The sequence below is a fragment of the Veillonellales bacterium genome, from assembly GCA_039680175.1.
Lineage (GTDB): Bacteria > Bacillota > Negativicutes > JAAYSF01 > JAAYSF01 > JBDKTO01.
This window is the reverse complement of sequence record JBDKTO010000045.1, coordinates 1-17,799: the sequence shown is the minus strand read 5'-3', so window position 1 is coordinate 17,799 and position 17,799 is coordinate 1. Positions and strand designations below refer to the sequence as shown.

Here is a 17,799-nt window from a genome sequence, read left to right as displayed (position 1 = left end):
TTTGAAAAATTGTCAGCCAGTAAAATTTTTTTGAGCAGACAGAATGACTGCCTATTTAATATATTTGTTGCGGCCATAAAAATCCGTACATATAGTAAAGATTTTAACATATAAATTTACTAATTTTACTAATTTAGTGTAATTCATTTAATACCGCTTTAATTTTAGTTGCATGCAATGCTTCTGCTTCGGCAAAATGTTTATACATTTTGGCTACTTCAGCATCAGTGATTTGGCTGGCAACGGTCTGATAATCGCGAACAAGTTCTTGTTTCTGGGTTAATGTTGAGCGCAAAGCTGTCTTAGCATCAATTGTTTCCATAATTTCACCTCCCTTAAACTACGTAGTAGTATCTCCTGTTGGCGCAATAATCATGTATAGGTACTTTACGTCCGGAGAAAACATGGATATAATAATTATTAGTTTGATTTTTTAAATCTTAAAAATGAGATGCAACGGTTACTCTTATATAATCTGGTGGAGAGGGATAAGTTATTTATGTTACGACTAATTGCCTGTTTTATAGTGTTAATCTATATCATTACTATGCCTTTTTTTGCTGCGGCAGCGTCCCCACCGGACATAAAAGCCAAAGCGGCTATTGTAATTGATGCGTCAACGGGGAAAATACTTTATACAAAAAATGCGGAAGAAAGGCATTATCCTGCCAGCACAACTAAAATAATGACACTAATTGTTGCGCTTGAACACGGTAATATTGATGATGTGGTCACTGCCAGCGCCAACGCGGCAAACACAGAAGGATCATCTTTATGGTTAAGCCAGGGCGAGCAGTTAAAAATGCTTGATATGTTATATGGAATTATGTTAATATCCGGTAATGATGCAACAGTAGCGGTTGCCGAACATATTTCCGGATCGGTAAATAATTTCGCAAAGCTGATGACGGAGAAGGCTCATGCTATCGGGGCGAACAATACGAATTTTACTAATTCCAGCGGTCTGCCGGATCCGGATCATTATACGACGGCCCATGATTTAGCAAAAATTGCGGCATATGGCTATCGCAATCCGTTGTTTACTCAGATAGTAAGTACAAAATATAAAATTATTCCCTGGCCTGGCAAGGATCATGACCGGGAACTGTATAATGAAAATCGTATGCTTTGGTTGTACGATGGTAGTAATGGCCTAAAAACAGGCTATACAGCATCAGCAGGCCGCTGCCTCGTCTCCGGGGCACAGCGCAACGGGATTCAATTAGTTACAGTGGTTTTAGACAGCGAGCATATGTGGGATGATTCTATTGCCTTATTGGATTATGGTTTCTCGCAAGTAAAGCCGATGGTTATGTTTAATCAAGGCGATGTATTAAAAACAATTGCAGTTACAAATGGGAAATCCGGCTTGATCCAGCTGGCGACGAATGCTACGATTACTGTTCCCGTATCGGAGGACGATAAGGAACAGTTTCGGACTGAAATTGTGGCACCAGCCAAAGTGAATGCGCCAATTACTGCCGGTCAAAAAATCGGTATAGTGAAAGTGATGTATAACAATAACCAAGTTGCTACCGTAGATTTGGTTGCCGCAGAAGATGTGGAACTTAAGTCATTTTTTGGCCTGTTGTGGCATTCCGCCTGGAGCTTTTTCACCTTTTTTATTCGCAATTTTGCCTGAAAAATGATTATTTACGACAGCAAATCAATATTGTTCTAGTTCATGTGTTCAATTCATACGTTCATACAGGGGGTGATGGACGTATGATTAATTTTATTTGGGCTTTTTTGATGATTGTCGGCGTGATTTATGCAGGGTTACACGGCAAAATGGATTTAATTACTCAAAGTTCCATAGCTGCTGCCGAAGAGGCGGTAAATCTTTCATTAAAATTAGTCGGCGTTATGTGCCTTTGGTTAGGAATTATGAAAATTGCTGAAGCATCGGGAATGATTCGTCTTTTTTCCCTGCTTTTGAGTCCATTCATTCGTTTTTTATTTCCCAGCGTCCCAATAAATCATTCCGCTATGGGAGCTATCATTATGACCTTAAGCGCCAATATGCTGGGAATGGGAAATGCGGTCACCCCCCTTGGCATCAAAGCCATGCAGGAATTACAAAAAATAAATAACAGTAAAGAAACTGCTTCGGATGCGATGTGTACCTTCCTGGCGTTGTGTACCACCGGGTTTACTTTGGTGCCGGCAACTATTATTGCGTTGCGTTCAGCCGCCGGCTCAGTCAATCCTACAGAGATTGTCGGTACTACATTGGTGGTCAGTTTAGGAGCAACACTAAGTGTAATTGTTGTCGATCGCCTATGCCGGATGTTTTATCCGGTACAAAGGAGGCGCTAGGCTGATGTTCGGTGAAGTGTGCAAGCAGCTCTCTGGCTGGGCAGTTCCCTTGCTGCTGCTGATTATTCCCTTAATCGGTATTATCAGAAGGGTTAAAGTTTATGAAGCCTTTATTGAAGGGGCGACGGAAGGGTTTCAGACTGCGATACGGATTATGCCTTTTTTAGTTGCGATTATGGTCGCTGTTACTATTTTTCGGGTTTCAGGGGCGATGGATGTATGTGTGTCCGCAGTTGCGCCGCTGTTACAAGGAGTTGGTGTACCCCCTGATTTAATTCCTTTGGCGATTATGCGGCCTTTATCAGGAAGCGGCTCTTTAGGATTAGCTACTGAAATATTCAATACGCATGGACCGGACTCATTAGCAGGAAGAATAGCATCAACGGCGTTAGGCAGCACCGATACTACTTTTTATATTCTAACAGTTTATTTTGGTGCAGTAGGAATTCGTAACCCCAGGTATTCCGTCTTTGTTGGGTTATTGGGTGATCTGATTGGCTTTTTGGGTTCCGTGTATGTTTGTCAGAAAATTTTTCTTTAAAGACAATAAAGTGGTATCTGGAACGGTGACATATGTTGCCAGTTCCATTTTTTTTTAGATTGTGACACTTCTTCTGCCGGAGAATAGACTGTAAGTGTAATGAAGACGTGAATGGAGTGATGTCCATGGTTAAAGTAGTTGTTGTTGGCGGGGGATGGTCAGGATGCGCGGCAGCACTATCGGCGGCCAAAGCCGGTGCACATGTTATTTTGCTGGAACGTACCGATATGCTATTAGGAACTGGACTGGTAGGTGGAATTTTTCGCAATAATGGCCGTTTTACTGCTGCTGAAGAGTCCATCGCGATGGGGGGAGGAGATCTTTTTGTAGCGATGGATGCAAATAGTCGACATAAGGGTGTGAACTTTCCTGGTCATAGCCACGCTTCTTTTTATGATGTAACTACCATGGAGCCACTGGTAAAAAAGATATTACAAAATTATGGAATTGAAATTTGCCTAAAAAGCCGGGTATCTGATGTAGTGAAATCCGGGAAGATTTTGCAGTCGTTGACTTTGGATAACGGTGACTTAATAAAAGGTGATGCTTTCGTTGATACGACCGGAACAGCCGGGCCGATGGGCAATTGTCTTACATATGGCAATGGCTGTGCGATGTGCGTACTGCGCTGTCCTTCTTTTGGCCCTCGCATCAGTGTAGCGGCAAAGGCTGAGGTAAAGGAATTTATGGGGCAAAAAGTCGATGGCACTTTTGGTGCCATGAGCGGTTCATGTAAACTGAATAAAGATTCTCTAAGCCAAGAAATCCGTGATCAATTGGAAAGCAGTGGCGTAGTCGTCATACCGCTGCCAAAAAATCTACAGCGAAATGACTGTTTGGGGAAAAAGGCCTGTTCTCAGTATGCAGTACCTGAATATGCTGCTAATTTAGTACTGCTGGATACTGGTCATGCTAAATTAATGACGTCGTTTTTCCCCTTGGATGAGCTGCGGACTATTCCTGGTCTGGAACGGGCCCGCTATGAAGATCCATATGCCGGTGGAATCGGCAATTCCATGCGGTATTTAGGTATTGCGCCGTGTAATAATACATTGCAAATTGATGGAATTGATAACTTATTCTGTGGTGGTGAAAAGTCGGCCATTCTCGTCGGCCATACCGAAGCGGTGGTTACCGGTTTGCTAGCTGGGAATAATGCTGTAATGCTTTATACGAAACGACATGCAATATTAGGCAAAGGTAATCTGAATTTTATCATCTTCACTTACATAGATGGCCTTGATGAGCCGGATCAGCATCGTTCTCTGTTCAGGTTCGGTGCATTGACTCCAAATGCGGCTAAAATTTTTAAGGGAAGAAATGACTTCTTCTGAATCTGCAATACGAGCTTTATCAGCCAGTATCGTTTTATGATATTCGTCTATTTGTTGTTCAAGAAAAATTCTCCGTTCACGAAGCCCCTTAATCCGATCTACTAAATCAGTAGAAGTGATAGTATCCTGCTCAAAGGCATCATACCACTTATTTAATTTATGCTTAGTATTATCAAGTTCTTTTTGCGCCTGTGTAATAGCCTTGTTGACATATTTATTATTTTCGGGCTGCAGTAACTTTTTTGCAACACCTTTGAGCAATTGGGGATTATGACTATATTGATGTAATTCCTTCACTACGGCAGCATCTAAATCAACCGCTCGCTTATACCCGCATTTGCAGTTGACATCGCGTATCATTGATTTAGAGCTTCCGTCCTGAGAATAGCAGACATAATAAGCAACTTTTTCTTTATGATTGCGAGGATTGCGCCATACTTTTTTAAACCGCATTCTTGCTCCACATTCTGCGCAATACAAGAGACCGGTTAATAAGCCGCTTTTCGCTTCCGGATTATAGGTACTTCTTACACTTTGAATTTTTTGGGCGTCAAAAAATTGCTGCTCGGTAATGATGGCAGGGTGTTTTCCTTTGTTTAAATTCCCTTTATACTCAATGAATCCAGCGTAAAAGGCATTATGAAGCATTGCCTTAATTGTTCCTCGGCTCCATTCCAGAGCAGTATCGGGTGGGCTTATTCCGCGTTCGTTGAGACAATCGGCAATATGCTGATATCCTTTACCGCTGGTAAGGTATTCATCAAAAATAAAATGTACTGTATGAGCTTCTACGTCATTGATATCGACACTTTTACTGCCGCGCATATGATTATAGCCGTATGGGGCAGGACCACCCATAAAACGGCCTTGTTTGGCGGCCTCTTTTTTTGCCATAATAACCCTTTCCACAATTGTTTCTCGCTCTAATTGTGCGAAAACAGCCATCATACCAATAGCGGCCTTACCGAAGGGAGTAGTGGTATCGAATGGTTCTGTAACCGACTTAAAGCCAACCCCATTCGGCTCGAATACATCTTCCAGAAGATACAGAACATCTTTCTGGCGGCGCGAAAGACGATCCAGCTTAATAACGACCACGGCGTTAAACCGGGTAGATTCTGCATCCCTTATAAGCCGTTGCATGTCAGGGCGGTCTAGATTTTTTCCACTCAATCCGTCATCAATATAAAAATCAAACAAATCCCATCCCTGAGCCTGTAGATAGGCTGTAATGCGAGTCTTTTGTGCGGGTATAGAAATACCTTGTTCCACCTGCTCGTCCGTGCTTACGCGAAGATATGCAGCTACTAATAGACCCATAAATTTATACCTTCTTTCGTCCGCATTTAATCAAGCTAGGTTAAATGATCTCCAGTCAAAGCATTTCAATCATACAGCATTACCTCGGATCCTACAATCAAGCAGCCGTTGATAACGGCTTTATCAAATAAATTTTACTCTGTCCAATTTTTGAAATCAGTTCACCATAAACTTTTTTCAAATAATCGGGGGCTAAGGTACATACAATTCATCTTCTTTTCTCCCTGTCAAAAGAATAGCTGGGTTAAAAGATTGCCGTTCTTTGTGGAAGAATTTCCTGATTTAAATTCTGTTTTTCTGATATAGGTAAATTATAACAAAAAAACTAGGCAACGGTCCAACCCATTACTGCATATGCTCTAAAGAAATTGTTTATGAAGTGACAATAGGGAGGGATGAGAAATGTCAAATTTCAAGGTGGTTAAGGTAACATACAGTGATCCGCCGGATACCGCCAGTATTTCGGCAGCCTACGAAATACTAGTTAAGGCCGCAATTCGAATCCTCAATGAGAAGAAAAAGGTGAAAGCCGGTTAACTACCGGCTACCGTTAAAGCGGACAACCTCGCGCAAACCAAAAGGATATTTCCAAAATGGGGAGATGAATTTTCATGGCAGCAAAATACGCAGTCCCCACCAGGGGTGGCTGCACTTATAGGCAGCACAACTACCAAAAAGCTGGTCTGCAAGCTGCTGGGCCGGAGAGATTCCGCGCTGCTGGTCGGCGTAAAAGGCATGACGACAAAAAAAATATCCATGCGGCTTTGATTTTTATCCCATAAGTTTCATCTTGACTGGGCTACCTCAATTGTAATTTGCGTAATATAATCGTTTTCATTTTGTAATGCAATATTGTCTAATAAACTTTCCTCATAAGAGTACTCGCCCAAACACAAATGCCTTCTGCTGCAATAATTTGTCAGTCTCTCATAGGTTTTACCGATCGTTTCATAACATCCACGATGATAAGTAACTGCATATAAGCCTTTTGGCTTTATCGCGTTTGAAATGTTTTCGTTCGTTGTTTTTACAAAAAAATAAGAGTTACTAAAGTAATTGCCGCTTGTAATGTTTTCTCTGCTTAGCATGGTACCTACAAATGATGTGTCTGTCGACAGAGTCCTGCTTTCAAAATTGGTGAATTCCAATATCCATTTGATATAATCTTTTATGTTTTCCTCACGGAGCAATTCGCTGCGGATAAGATGCTCTTCCGCCTGTTCCGCAACTGTAATTTCTTTAAAATCGACATTTAGTCCTTTATTTGTAAAAGCGATTGTTTCTTTCAATAAATGCTTAATTTGCTTTAGCTTTTTAATTTTATGTTCGACTTCAGCGATTTTTTGGCTTGAAAGAGTAAGTAATCGCTCAGGCGTCCTTTGGTCAATGTATTCTTTCATCTCTTTTAATGGAACATCCAGCTCTTTCAACATGGATATAATTAAGAAAACGTCAAATTGACGGTACGAATAATACCGGTATCCATTTTTATCTGTAATGGCAGGCTGAAACAATCCGATGTCATCATAGTGAAAAAGGGTTCTTTTATTAACGTTGCAAAGTTTTGCAAATTCCCCTGTTGTAAAAAAGTTACTCATATTTTTCGTCATAAATTATTCTTTCCCCTTACTCTTGACTATCCGGTTACGTTATACCTTATTATAGATGACGCAATAAACAAATTCAAGCAAGGAGATTTTTATGTTAAAACTGTTCCACTTTTTAAAACCTTATAAAGTTACGCTTGTTACTGTACTATTGCTCACATTTTTATTGACGCTTGGTATCTTATATATTCCAACGCTCACCGCTGAAATTGTGAACAACGGAGTAATGAAGGGAAACATCCCTTATATCATAAAAACGGGAGCCATCATGCTGTTGATATCCGCTTTAACCGGAGCAGCTACGGTTTGGAGCAACCATTTAGCTGCAAAATTATCCGCAAGATTAGCTCGGGACATTCGCGAAGCCGTATTTGTGAAGGTGCAATCATTTTCAATTAATGATTTTAGCAAGATCGGTACGGCTTCCATGATTACGAGGGCAACCAGCGATATAACCTTAATCGGAGATGCCGCGATTATGTTTATTTTAATGTTGTTGCCCGCGCCCATTATGGCAATCGGAGGACTATGTCTCGCCTTTGCAAAAGATAAGGTACTTGCACTGATTATTGTAGCGACCATGGTCGTCTTTTTGCTGATTGCCGCTTTGTTAGGAAAAAAAGTGATTTCTCTATTTAAATTGGTTCAGATAAAAATGGACAATATTAACCGAACTCTCCGGGAAAATGTAATCGGCGTGCGTGTAATCCGTGCTTTTAACCGTGAAAAATATGAAAAAAACAGAGTTGACGCGGCATCTTCCGATTATGCGGACAATGCAATCAGAATTAATAAGTTAATTGCCGTTCTGGAGCCTACTGCAGTGCTGATCGTCAATGGTGGCATAATCGGTATTTTATGGCTTGGGGGAGTAAGGATTGTTGAGGCTGCTGTGCAAATTGGTGATATTATGGCCATGGTCGAGTACTGCTTTCTGATTTTGATTTTTTTGATTATGGGTGCCATGACGTTTATGTACATTCCGCGCGCGCAGGCATGCGCCGACCGAATTAATGAGATTCTCACGATGACTTCTGAAATTTCGGATATGTCGGTACCTTATTCAAAAAAGAAAGAATACGCGCATCTTGAATTCCAGAACGTTATGTTCCGGTACCCGAATGCGGAAGAGCCGGTACTCTGCAATTTGAGCTTTGAATCGAATTTCGGGGAAGTTACCGCAATTATTGGAGGCACCGGATCTGGAAAATCAACGATAGCAAGCCTGATCCTCCGCTTCTTTGAAATCGAAAGCGGCAGTATTATGTTTAACGGTATCGACATTCGGGCTTTGCCACAGAAAGAACTGCGAGACAAAATAGGGTTTGTTCCTCAGAAAACCTTCCTTTTCAGCGGGACGATAGCAGAAAACATCCAGTACGGCATGGAAAACACCACACAGGAACAGGTGGAACATGCCGCAAAAGTCGCGCAGGCACATGACTTTATTACTGAAATGGAGCAAGGATATCATTCCCATGTGACGCAGGGAGGCGACAATCTGTCGGGCGGGCAGAAGCAGCGTCTGGCAATCGCCCGCGCTTTGATTCGGAAACCGGAGCTTTATATCTTTGACGACAGCTTTTCCGCCCTTGATTTCAGTACGGACGCAAAGCTCAGAAGAGCCTTGAAGTGGGAAACCGGAAACTCCACAGTCTTAATTGTAGCACAGCGCATCAGTACAATCATGGATGCCGACCGGATCATCGTATTGGAAGACGGGAAAATAGCGGGCATGGGCAGACACGGGGACTTGATGAAAAGCTGTGACGTGTATAGACAAATTGCGGCATCACAACTCAGCGAAGAAGATTTGGTTTAACAGGAAAGGAGGCCACTATGAGCGAAAATACAAATCAGGAAATGGATACCTATGATATCGGCATAGACGATTCCATCGACAGAGCAAAAAATGCGAAAACAACTTCCATACGCTTGCTAAAATGCCTCGTAATGCAGAAGATTAAATTCTTGGCGGTTCTGATTACCGTATTGGTCAGTTCCGCGCTTAACCTTGCGGCCCCTCTGGTAATGGGTCAAGTGATCGATCAGCTGACTAAGGGAATAAAGATGTCCCTGATAACCGGAGTAAAATTCAGCGTAGATATTAATACAATCGGGAAAACCGTCATTTTCCTGCTTGTCATTTATATCTTAATCTCATTATTTATATACTTCCAGCAGTATTTGATGTCAGGGGTGGCACAAAACCTTACTTTAGGCTTGCGGAAAGAACTGAGCCAAAAACTCAACCATTTGCCATTAAAATATTACGATTCCCACCAAAAAGGCGATATATTAAGCCGCGCCACCAGTGATCTGGAGAGAGTAGCCGACAGCCTTCAACAAGGAATGATGCAGCTCATTTCTTCGGCAGTTACAATTGTAGCTGCCATCATAATCATGCTGACCATTCATCCTCTCCTTGCGCTGATTACAGTTGTGACACTCACTTTATCCATGTTTATCACAACGAAAGTAGCACACAGAGTGGAGGGCCATTTTGCAGATAATCAAAAATATTTAGGCGAATTAAACAGCACCATAGAAGAAGCCTTTACCGGTCAGATGGTAATAAAAGCCTTCAGCACCGAAGCAAAATCGGTGGCAGCCTTTCAAAATGTAAACCGGCAGCTTTGTGACGCAAATAGGAAGGCACAATTTACTGCTTTTTCCATAGAACCGCTGATTCGGTTTATCGGGAAAATAGGATATGTCGTGGTCGCGGTTATCGGAGGTATTTTCGCGGTGCAGGGAACCATGACGCTTGGCAGTATTCAGGCATTTATTCAATACGTCGACATGTGTTCCGAACCGATGACGCAGATATCTTACATTCTGAACATGCTGCGATCCGCTGTTGCGTCGGCAGAGCGCGTTTTTGAACTTCTGGATGAGGATGAAGAAGTGCTGGAGCTTCAGAACAGCAAGCAGCTGAAAAACGTCAAGGGAGAAGTGGCGTTCGAACATGTGAGATTCAGCTATCGTGATGACACGGTTTTGATGAATAATATCAATATCCATTTAAATTCAGGAGATACGATTGCTATTGTAGGCCCGACAGGTGCGGGAAAAACCACGCTGGTCAATCTGCTGATGCGGTTTTATGAAATTCAGAGCGGGAAAATTACGATTGACGATGTGGATATTAAAGAATTCAGCCGTGGTACTTTGCGGAAGATGTTTGGTATGGTGCTACAGGATACCTGGATTTTTCAGGGGAGCATACAGGACAATATCTCCTACAGTCGGCCGGACGCGAGTATGGACGAAGTGACTCTTGCGGCTAAGGCTGCCCGAGCAGATCACTTTATCCGCACTTTGCCGCAAGGATATCAAACCATTTTAAATGAGGATGGTTCAAATGTATCTCAGGGGCAGAAACAGTTGCTGACAATAGCAAGGGCTATCCTTGCGAACCCGTCTATTCTTATTTTGGACGAAGCAACCTCCAGCGTCGACACAAGAACCGAAGCGGAGATTCAAAAAGCGATGAAACGGCTAATGCAGGGGCGGACCAGCTTCGTAATCGCACACCGGTTGTCCACCATCCGCGATGCGAATTTGATTCTGGTCATGCAGAATGGCACAATCATAGAACAGGGAAAACATCAGGAGCTTCTAAATAAAAAGGGATTCTATGAGAATCTTTACAACAGCCAGTTTGCGAGCAAGATGGTAACAGAAGTATAATTGACTTAGGTTAGCCCCTTACCGTGATGGTGATGGGCTTTTGTTTTAAAGCTGTGACTGTTCAGTCACAATCTTGTCATATTTACCAATTATAATAAAAACATGAAATAGAGGAGGGATGCTCCATGAAAAATATTGTAAAAAAAATAGTTGTCTATTCAATGGTAGGTATGCTGCAAATTGGGTTTGGTGCTTCAATAGTTTCCGCCTCTCCTGCACATGGTCCTGAAAGAATACAATATAGCGAAGAATATCATAATCACGATAATTATCGGCAGCATGAACATGATAAAAGAATGCGCGAAGAAAATAAACGCCATGATTGGGAGATGCGGCGGAGACATGATGAAAGTGTAAGAGAGTGGCGTGAGCGCCAAGAGAGGGAAAATAAACGTCATGATTCGGTACTGAATGAAATTGGAGCCTTCTTGCTTGGTGTGATAGTTGGTTCGGCAAGTAATTAAATACTGATGATAATACATATAGCCGCTCATCCTTTTGGTTGGGCGGTTTTTTTTGTCAGGCTGGTTCGTTCCCATAATTTCCAATACAGTTCTTCCTTAAGTACACATAGCAGGTAGGAGCCTATTTTACAAAATATTTTAAAAAGTTATATGTTTTGCAGGAATTAACATAGTTAGTTAGAAATAAAAATTAATACTTGAATAGAATCTGTCTACAACAGCTACTAAATTAGGTGATTAGATTTCAGACATTTTATTATAAGAAGGTAAAAGTAATAAAAGAATTTTCCATATAATCAAAATATAAAAACATTAAAGATTGAGGGGCTGTCAGGTGATCAATCGCGTAGAGGTAATAAAGGTGCTAAAATCATATTGGCCTGAAGCTGATTATAAAACATTAAATATAATGGCTGACAATATAATTACTCATGTTATTCCAGTAATATTTGAAGAAGTCAGGCAGGCCATAAGTGAACGAAAAAGAGGATATTGCTTAAGAAAAGATAAAAATATAACGATTTTATAATTTATTTTTAAAATTTAGCGGCTATTATTAAACCGTACACGAGCCTCAATTCCATATATCCACCTTCTCCGGTAGCGATGCTGCCGTTTTTTTTGTTTAGCATAAAAATACCCGTTGGAACCGGGCACCAGATACACCTACCGAACGCAGGGAAAAAATTAAAAATTATATTTGTTCGACGAATTTGGACGATGGTTTATAAAAAAATGAAGCTTGTTGCCGCATGGTGACGAACTTTTTCATTTTACAAACACACTTCGACAGGTTGATTTATTTAAGCAAATTAATTATAATGGTAAATGTTTGAAATTTTATATGGAGCGTGTCGAAAGTGAAAAGATTGCTTGAGAATATAGAAACATTGCGCAAAACCATGGTGAATATGGGAATGGATAAGGGATTGAGTAATCCTGATGTAATAAAATTAAGTCAAAAACTTGATAGTCTTTTAAATAAATATCACAAGTTAGGTACAAGGAAAGTGGCATAGAACCCATTCGCCCTTCTTATTGTTTTCCGTTATTATGCCTGTTTGGATCGGGGAGTTTGAGGACAGATTGATTGATTTGTAGCCATTCACTATGTTTCTCAGTCATATAGCACCATCTTAGTACTTACATATAAATTATTCTCAAAAGATATATGAAAAGGCCTTCCTTAAAAAACATAAAAATTCCATTACGATAGCCTATTTTTTGGTACTTACGGCCTATATATTATTTTATCTCGTTGTTTTAATATAGAATTATGGGGGTGAGCCACTATGATAGAGCATGAAGAATTAATTAAATTGCTAAAATCATATTGGATTGAGGCAGATTATAACATATTGAATGGGATGGCAACGGATATAATTAATAAGATTCTGCCAGTGATACATGAAAAGCTAGAGAAGCAGTAAACTGTCGTAAAGGAGGAAGCAAAATATGCAATATGGTTGTCCGAAGTGTTTGGTTGGCGTCAATCTCATGAAGCCTTCCATGGTGGTTTTGCCTATTTCGGGCATCTTTGGGCTTGAGTGGTTTGGGACTGGGGATAGGATTAGGACATCTGCTAGGTGCTTATCCATTCTATGATTATGACTATGATGATTTTATTATTCATTCATCCGCTAACATATTTTGCCTGGCGTTCGCCGGGATGGTATGCTAAAGTATTCATCGAATTAATATATGTAATTCACTAATCCCGTTTCGTAAGGAGTCAACGAGTGTGCAACTAAATATAAAAAAAGTTTATTGCCTTCTATGTCTAACGGCAGTACTATGGGGCGGTAATGCAATTGCAGTAAAAAGTATTCTTAACGAAATTTCGCCAGAGATGCTGATTTTAGTGCGCTTTGTCGGTATTAGCTCAATATTACTTACAATTATATTCTGGAGAGAAGGCAAACACTGCTGGCCATCTCAACAGCATGTCCTTCCATTAATCCTTATGGGAGTTACCGGTATTGTACTAAATAATGGTCTGCAGTTTACTGGTTTACAATATTCTACAGCAATTAATTGTACGCTAATAGCCACTTTAACACCGGCAATGACAGCCTTGTTAACTGGAATTTTTTTTCATGAACATATGCGAAAGCAGCAGTGGTTGGGAATAGCAATTTCTTTTTTTGGAACCTTATGTTTAATTTTCCATGGTTCTTGGGATAACATACAAAGATTAACTTTTAATCAAGGTGATCTGCTATTTATAGTTGCTCAATTTGCTTGGGTTTTTTATTCCATGCTGGGACAAAAGGTAATGGAAGACATGACGCCGCTAGCCACTACGGCTTGGGCTGGCTTCACCGGGACGGTACTAATGGGAGTTATAATCCTGTATGAAGGAACCGGAGCACCTGTTCATTTATCTTACCAAGGATGGCTTTTAATGCTATATATGATTATTGGCAGCGGGATAATAGCCTTTATTTTGTATAACGTCGGAGTTTCTGTTGTGGGTTCCAATATTGCAGCGATTTTTATGAATATCATCCCCTTGGCAGGAATGTCGCTTGCAGTTATATTACTGCACGAGCATTTGGGCTGGCAGGAGATAGTTGGCGGACTATGGATAATGATTGGCGTTTACATTACGACTCATCAACAAACTCAGGCAAGTAAGACAGCCTTTGCTAAAACTTAGCTACCAAACTCAATTATATCCCGGAGAGAAAGATAAAACATGAAAGCAATTTTTACCGATTATGGACAAAAACTAAGAGAACGCATGGATAAGGTTTTTAGCTAAAACAATTTGAGTATCCTCATAAGCGGATAGTTGCCGGATGGAATCACAAAGGATAAAGAAAACGATACAGTTTAAGAAAAGTTTAGCCCGAATACATTTAGTTGCGTCCGGGCTTTTTTGCGTTTCTAAGGTAGATAAAACAATAGTGTAGTCTACCCTTATAGTAACAAAATTAGATTGTGTTACTATGAATTATTTTGACAATATATATATATACGATTATTTATATTATTTTCCTTCCTATTAAATAAAAAAATGTAATAAGTTGTAAAAGTATCCTTTAAAACCGCAATTTTTGTAGAAAAAATTTATAAAATTTATTATTAAACATGTAAAAATTCAACGAAAATGAATTTTTTTGCTTGCTAATGTAACACAATCTAATTGTGTTACATTACGCCTTGAGGTATTAATATGCTTATCGCATCTTCTTCTCAAACAAAACCTGAAATAATTAATTATTTTCTCGAGCTAATCTCTAAATATGATCCCTATACAGCTACTCATTCCCTCAACGTAAAAAAACTTTCGGTTGAACTAGCAACTAGGCTTAATCTTTCACCGAAAATGATTAACGATATCTCCACGGCAGCTCTGCTTCATGACATTGGGAAAATGAAAATTTCTAAAAACATATTGACCAAATCAGGGAAGCTAAGCACATTTGAGTATGAAATTATTAAACAGCATTCGGAATATGGTTATCAAATTTTAAATAATTTAGATCAGCTAAAAGATATAGCAAACGCTGTTCTTTATCATCACGAAAAATTTAATGGCACCGGTTATCCTACAAGAAAATCAGGTGAAACTATTCCATTAATTTCACGAATATTAGCAATTTCAGATGTATATGATGCAATTACTTCAGATCGATGTTATCGCATAGCAATGTCGCAAGAGAACGCATTAAAAGTTATATGGGACGGAAGAGGCACTGCTTTCGATCCTTTGTTGGTCGATACTTTTTTAATTGATAAAATCGGCACATATACTTGATGTGTTATAGATAAATATCTAGATAAATCAAACCTTCAATCATTATAAATGTTTTGGTTGTTCTTATGGCTTCACAAAGATTTTGTCCTTTATATCTTGTGAATGACAAAAGAAAGGTCTAATTAGGAGGTGTCCCATAATATTATGATCGTCTATGAGAGCAGGGAATAATAAGGAGGAGTAGATATCGCTAATTTTGCAGTCAAAAGCACTTATAAAAACTAATAATTATCTTACAGACAGGGGAGGTGAACCTGCTTCTCAAAATACAGAGGCAGGTAGAACATGAAAATGAATTTGACGACGAAGATGGTGGCTTATTTTTTGTTAGTTGTGCTGGTAACCTCATTGGGCTTTGCATATACCATCTGGAAAGTAAATGATGTAGAAAAATTAGTTACAAATTCCAGCAATGAGTTGCCGCGTCTGCTCCAGACAAATCAGATCAACAACAACGCTGGTGACGAAATAGCCAATATTCAGGGATATTTTATTACCAAAGATCAGCAAATGCTCAACGATTACAAAAGAGAGGCTGATGTGAATAGTCAGATTGAAAAGAAATTAATTGAAGCATCAAATTCTGCGGAAGGGAAACGATTGTCTGCCGAGGTGAAAACTCTGGATGATAAATATTCGGAAATTGCTGAACGAAAATTTATCCCCTTAGTTCAAGCCGGTAAACAAGAGGAAGCAATTCAAGTCATGGTAAGCGAGTTAGTACCAGCTGCTACGGCTTTAAACAATAAAGTAGATGAATATCAAGAACGTCGAAACAAAGAAATTACCAACGACTTAAATCAGGCTTTGGATAATGTTGGTCAAGCCCGAAATGCATCCATTTTTGCCGCTGTATTTTCGGCTGTGCTGGGAATTCTCATTGGCTTTTTTGCCGCACGCCGCATCGCTAGCCCAGTCAATCAGTTAGCCGTAGTGTCACAGAAAGTGGCAAATGGTGATTTGACCGAGCAAGTGAATGTTACCAGCCAGGACGAAATCGGCAAACTGGCATCCTCCTTCAATACGATGGTGACGGAACTTAAGACGCTGATCAAACAAGTTACGGAAAATGCCGAACAGGTAGCAGCATCAAGTGAGGAATTGACTGCCAGTTCCGAGCAGTCGGCTCAGGCGGCTAACCAAATCGCCACCTCCATTACCGATGTGGCAAAGGGCGCGGAAGAACAGTTAGCCGCATCCAATGATACTTCCGCTGTGGTGGAACAATTATCGGCCAGTATTCAGCAAGTTGCTGCCAACACAAATGAAGTAGCCGGCCAATCGGCCCAGGCTGCCGATAAGGCAATCGAAGGGAACAAAGCGGTAGATGAAGCGGTTAATCAAATGACTAGCATCGAACAAACGGTTACTGCCTCAGCGGAAGTAGTAACGCTATTGGGAGAACGTTCCAAGGAAATCGGTCAGATTGTCGATACGATTTCCGGTATTGCCGGCCAAACCAACCTCCTGGCATTGAATGCCGCCATCGAAGCAGCCAGGGCCGGAGAACAGGGCCGCGGCTTTGCCGTAGTTGCGGAAGAAGTGCGCAAATTGGCGGAGCAGTCCCAGGAAGCGGCGAAGCAAATCGCTTCCCTGATTAGTGAGATTCAGGGCAACACCGACAAAGCGGTAGTTGCCATGAATGATGGGACTAAGGAAGTCAAACTGGGAGCAGAAGTCGTCAATGCTGCCGGACAAGCCTTCCGGGAGATTGCAACTCTGGTCACAAACGTATCCGGCCAGGTGCAAGAAATATCCACCGCCATTGAGCAAATGGCAGTGGGCAGCCAACAGATTGTAGAATCAGTGAAACGGATCGACAATTTAAGCAAAAAGGCATCAGGTGAATCACAGACAGTCTCAGCGGCTACGGAGGAGCAATCGGCATCTATGGAAGAAATTGCTGCTTCCAGCCAAAGCCTGGCGAAAATGGCCCAGAATCTTCAGAGCGCTGTAAGCAATTTCCAAGTATAATGGTGAAAGGAGTAGGTGCATATCATGGCAACTGAACAACTTGTCGCGTTTCAGCTGGCAACTGAAGAATATGCCGTTTCCATATCTCATGTCAGGGAAATTATTAAGTATAACGGAGCTACTAAACTTCCCAACACGCCTGAGTATATGGAAGGAATGATAAACCTTCGTGGCAAGATTATTCCAGTAATCGATCTTGCTGCTAAGTTTGAACTGCAGTTAGAAAATCCCTCTAAGAAACAAGCTCTTATTGTTGAAATGACAGGCCAGGAAATGGGGATCGTGGTTGACATGGTCACAGAAGTAATACGGCTTGAAGATAACGCTATAGAATCAATTAAAAGGATCGCAGATTCCAATGAGTTTATCAAAGCCATAGGTAAAAGGGAGGACAGGCTGTTGATCATATTGGATTTGGATAAACTGTTTAACTCAGAAGAAATGAAAATGATAAGAGATGTGGCATAGAAATTTATAAGGCTGTAATTGGTAAATAAACGTATACAAGAAAGAAAGTCCATAATATTGTGATAGGTGTCGAAAATAACCCCCGTCTGGCGTGTGTCAGGCGGGGGTTATACGATCTCCTGCTTTATTTTCGGACGGGATTTTTTTACGGGTATCTCTTCTGTGGCGGGGGTAAGGGGGTAATTTGTGATTTTATCTATTTTTTTTGTTCCTTAATCAAGTCCAGTATGCCCGTTTCCTCTAGCATTTTAGATGTTTTTTGTTTTTCATTTATCCATTTCATTTCTACTTTTTGAGGGTCTAAATATTCAACTTG

The 17,799-nt window shown here is 40.6% G+C and carries 17 protein-coding genes and 1 pseudogene; 15 read left to right on the top strand and 3 right to left on the bottom strand.

Annotation, left to right across the window (positions count from 1 at the left end; translation table 11 throughout):
- Positions 1 to 133: 133 nt before the first annotated feature.
- Positions 134 to 322, bottom strand: a complete 189-nt coding sequence (locus ABFC84_07135) for a hypothetical protein (GenBank protein MEN6412521.1) — start codon at positions 320 to 322, stop codon at positions 134 to 136.
- Between the two features lie 177 nt (positions 323 to 499).
- Between ABFC84_07135 and ABFC84_07130 the strand changes: the two genes are divergently transcribed.
- The 4 genes from ABFC84_07130 to ABFC84_07115 all read left to right on the top strand — a co-directional run bounded on the left by ABFC84_07130 (position 500) and on the right by ABFC84_07115 (position 4,194).
- Positions 500 to 1,642, top strand: coding sequence for a D-alanyl-D-alanine carboxypeptidase family protein (locus ABFC84_07130; protein MEN6412520.1), 1,143 nt, complete (start codon positions 500 to 502; stop codon positions 1,640 to 1,642).
- A gap of 83 nt (positions 1,643 to 1,725) precedes the next feature.
- A complete protein-coding gene (locus tag ABFC84_07125) occupies positions 1,726 to 2,319 on the top strand; it encodes a nucleoside recognition domain-containing protein (protein MEN6412519.1) in 594 nt (197 codons plus the stop codon).
- A gap of 4 nt (positions 2,320 to 2,323) precedes the next feature.
- A complete protein-coding gene (locus ABFC84_07120; protein ID MEN6412518.1) occupies positions 2,324 to 2,860 on the top strand; it encodes a nucleoside recognition domain-containing protein in 537 nt (178 codons plus the stop codon).
- A gap of 107 nt (positions 2,861 to 2,967) precedes the next feature.
- The gene (locus tag ABFC84_07115; GenBank protein MEN6412517.1) at positions 2,968 to 4,194 is read left to right on the top strand and encodes an FAD-dependent oxidoreductase; all 1,227 of its coding nucleotides are present in this window, start codon (positions 2,968 to 2,970) and stop codon (positions 4,192 to 4,194) included.
- A 297-nt stretch (positions 4,195 to 4,491) separates the two neighbouring features.
- Here the strand turns inward: ABFC84_07115 and ABFC84_07110 are convergent.
- Positions 4,492 to 5,514 (bottom strand): annotated as a pseudogene (locus ABFC84_07110) (recombinase family protein).
- Between the two features lie 402 nt (positions 5,515 to 5,916).
- On the opposite strand from ABFC84_07110, the gene ABFC84_07105 reads away from it, so the two are divergent.
- Both ABFC84_07105 and ABFC84_07100 read left to right on the top strand, forming a co-directional pair.
- Complete coding sequence (locus tag ABFC84_07105) at positions 5,917 to 6,051, top strand: hypothetical protein (protein ID MEN6412516.1); 135 nt, start codon at positions 5,917 to 5,919, stop codon at positions 6,049 to 6,051.
- Positions 6,052 to 6,156: 105 nt separating this feature from the next.
- Positions 6,157 to 6,282: a hypothetical protein gene (locus tag ABFC84_07100; protein ID MEN6412515.1), complete on the top strand. Its 126-nt coding sequence runs from the start codon at positions 6,157 to 6,159 to the stop codon at positions 6,280 to 6,282.
- A 17-nt stretch (positions 6,283 to 6,299) separates the two neighbouring features.
- Here the strand turns inward: ABFC84_07100 and ABFC84_07095 are convergent, their stop codons facing one another.
- Complete coding sequence (locus ABFC84_07095) at positions 6,300 to 7,124, bottom strand: MerR family transcriptional regulator (GenBank protein MEN6412514.1); 825 nt, start codon at positions 7,122 to 7,124, stop codon at positions 6,300 to 6,302.
- Positions 7,125 to 7,215: 91 nt separating this feature from the next.
- On the opposite strand from ABFC84_07095, the gene ABFC84_07090 reads away from it, so the two are divergent.
- From ABFC84_07090 to ABFC84_07050, 9 genes are all read left to right on the top strand, one after another.
- Positions 7,216 to 8,943, top strand: a complete 1,728-nt coding sequence (locus ABFC84_07090) for an ABC transporter ATP-binding protein (protein ID MEN6412513.1) — start codon at positions 7,216 to 7,218, stop codon at positions 8,941 to 8,943.
- Between the two features lie 17 nt (positions 8,944 to 8,960).
- Positions 8,961 to 10,814: an ABC transporter ATP-binding protein gene (locus ABFC84_07085; protein MEN6412512.1), complete on the top strand. Its 1,854-nt coding sequence runs from the start codon at positions 8,961 to 8,963 to the stop codon at positions 10,812 to 10,814.
- Positions 10,815 to 10,939: 125 nt separating this feature from the next.
- Positions 10,940 to 11,278 carry a hypothetical protein gene (locus ABFC84_07080; protein ID MEN6412511.1) on the top strand — a complete coding sequence of 113 codons (339 nt, stop codon included), beginning with the start codon at positions 10,940 to 10,942 and terminating at the stop codon, positions 11,276 to 11,278.
- A 334-nt stretch (positions 11,279 to 11,612) separates the two neighbouring features.
- Positions 11,613 to 11,807, top strand: coding sequence for a hypothetical protein (locus ABFC84_07075; protein ID MEN6412510.1), 195 nt, complete (start codon positions 11,613 to 11,615; stop codon positions 11,805 to 11,807).
- A gap of 331 nt (positions 11,808 to 12,138) precedes the next feature.
- Positions 12,139 to 12,297 carry an aspartyl-phosphate phosphatase Spo0E family protein gene (locus ABFC84_07070; GenBank protein MEN6412509.1) on the top strand — a complete coding sequence of 53 codons (159 nt, stop codon included), beginning with the start codon at positions 12,139 to 12,141 and terminating at the stop codon, positions 12,295 to 12,297.
- A 722-nt stretch (positions 12,298 to 13,019) separates the two neighbouring features.
- Complete coding sequence (locus tag ABFC84_07065) at positions 13,020 to 13,937, top strand: DMT family transporter (GenBank protein ID MEN6412508.1); 918 nt, start codon at positions 13,020 to 13,022, stop codon at positions 13,935 to 13,937.
- A 519-nt stretch (positions 13,938 to 14,456) separates the two neighbouring features.
- Entirely contained in the window at positions 14,457 to 15,041 is a 585-nt protein-coding gene (locus ABFC84_07060; GenBank protein ID MEN6412507.1) for an HD-GYP domain-containing protein, read from the top strand.
- A 285-nt stretch (positions 15,042 to 15,326) separates the two neighbouring features.
- Positions 15,327 to 17,015 carry a methyl-accepting chemotaxis protein gene (locus tag ABFC84_07055; protein ID MEN6412506.1) on the top strand — a complete coding sequence of 563 codons (1,689 nt, stop codon included), beginning with the start codon at positions 15,327 to 15,329 and terminating at the stop codon, positions 17,013 to 17,015.
- Positions 17,016 to 17,039: 24 nt separating this feature from the next.
- Complete coding sequence (locus ABFC84_07050; GenBank protein ID MEN6412505.1) at positions 17,040 to 17,483, top strand: chemotaxis protein CheW; 444 nt, start codon at positions 17,040 to 17,042, stop codon at positions 17,481 to 17,483.
- Positions 17,484 to 17,799 lie beyond the last annotated feature (316 nt).

Excerpts from the sequence above, each read along its gene's own strand:
- ABFC84_07135 (MEN6412521.1), bottom strand. The coding sequence starts at position 322 with ATGGAAACAATTGATGCTAAGACAGCTTTGCGCTCAACATTAACCCAG.
- ABFC84_07130 (MEN6412520.1), top strand. The coding sequence starts at position 500 with ATGTTACGACTAATTGCCTGTTTTATAGTGTTAATCTATATCATTACT.
- ABFC84_07125 (MEN6412519.1), top strand. The coding sequence starts at position 1,726 with ATGATTAATTTTATTTGGGCTTTTTTGATGATTGTCGGCGTGATTTAT.
- ABFC84_07120 (MEN6412518.1), top strand. The coding sequence starts at position 2,324 with ATGTTCGGTGAAGTGTGCAAGCAGCTCTCTGGCTGGGCAGTTCCCTTG.
- ABFC84_07105 (MEN6412516.1), top strand. The coding sequence starts at position 5,917 with ATGTCAAATTTCAAGGTGGTTAAGGTAACATACAGTGATCCGCCGGAT.
- ABFC84_07095 (MEN6412514.1), bottom strand. The coding sequence starts at position 7,124 with ATGACGAAAAATATGAGTAACTTTTTTACAACAGGGGAATTTGCAAAA.
- ABFC84_07090 (MEN6412513.1), top strand. The coding sequence starts at position 7,216 with ATGTTAAAACTGTTCCACTTTTTAAAACCTTATAAAGTTACGCTTGTT.
- ABFC84_07085 (MEN6412512.1), top strand. The coding sequence starts at position 8,961 with ATGAGCGAAAATACAAATCAGGAAATGGATACCTATGATATCGGCATA.
- ABFC84_07080 (MEN6412511.1), top strand. The coding sequence starts at position 10,940 with ATGAAAAATATTGTAAAAAAAATAGTTGTCTATTCAATGGTAGGTATG.
- ABFC84_07060 (MEN6412507.1), top strand. The coding sequence starts at position 14,457 with ATGCTTATCGCATCTTCTTCTCAAACAAAACCTGAAATAATTAATTAT.
- ABFC84_07055 (MEN6412506.1), top strand. The coding sequence starts at position 15,327 with ATGAAAATGAATTTGACGACGAAGATGGTGGCTTATTTTTTGTTAGTT.
- ABFC84_07050 (MEN6412505.1), top strand. The coding sequence starts at position 17,040 with ATGGCAACTGAACAACTTGTCGCGTTTCAGCTGGCAACTGAAGAATAT.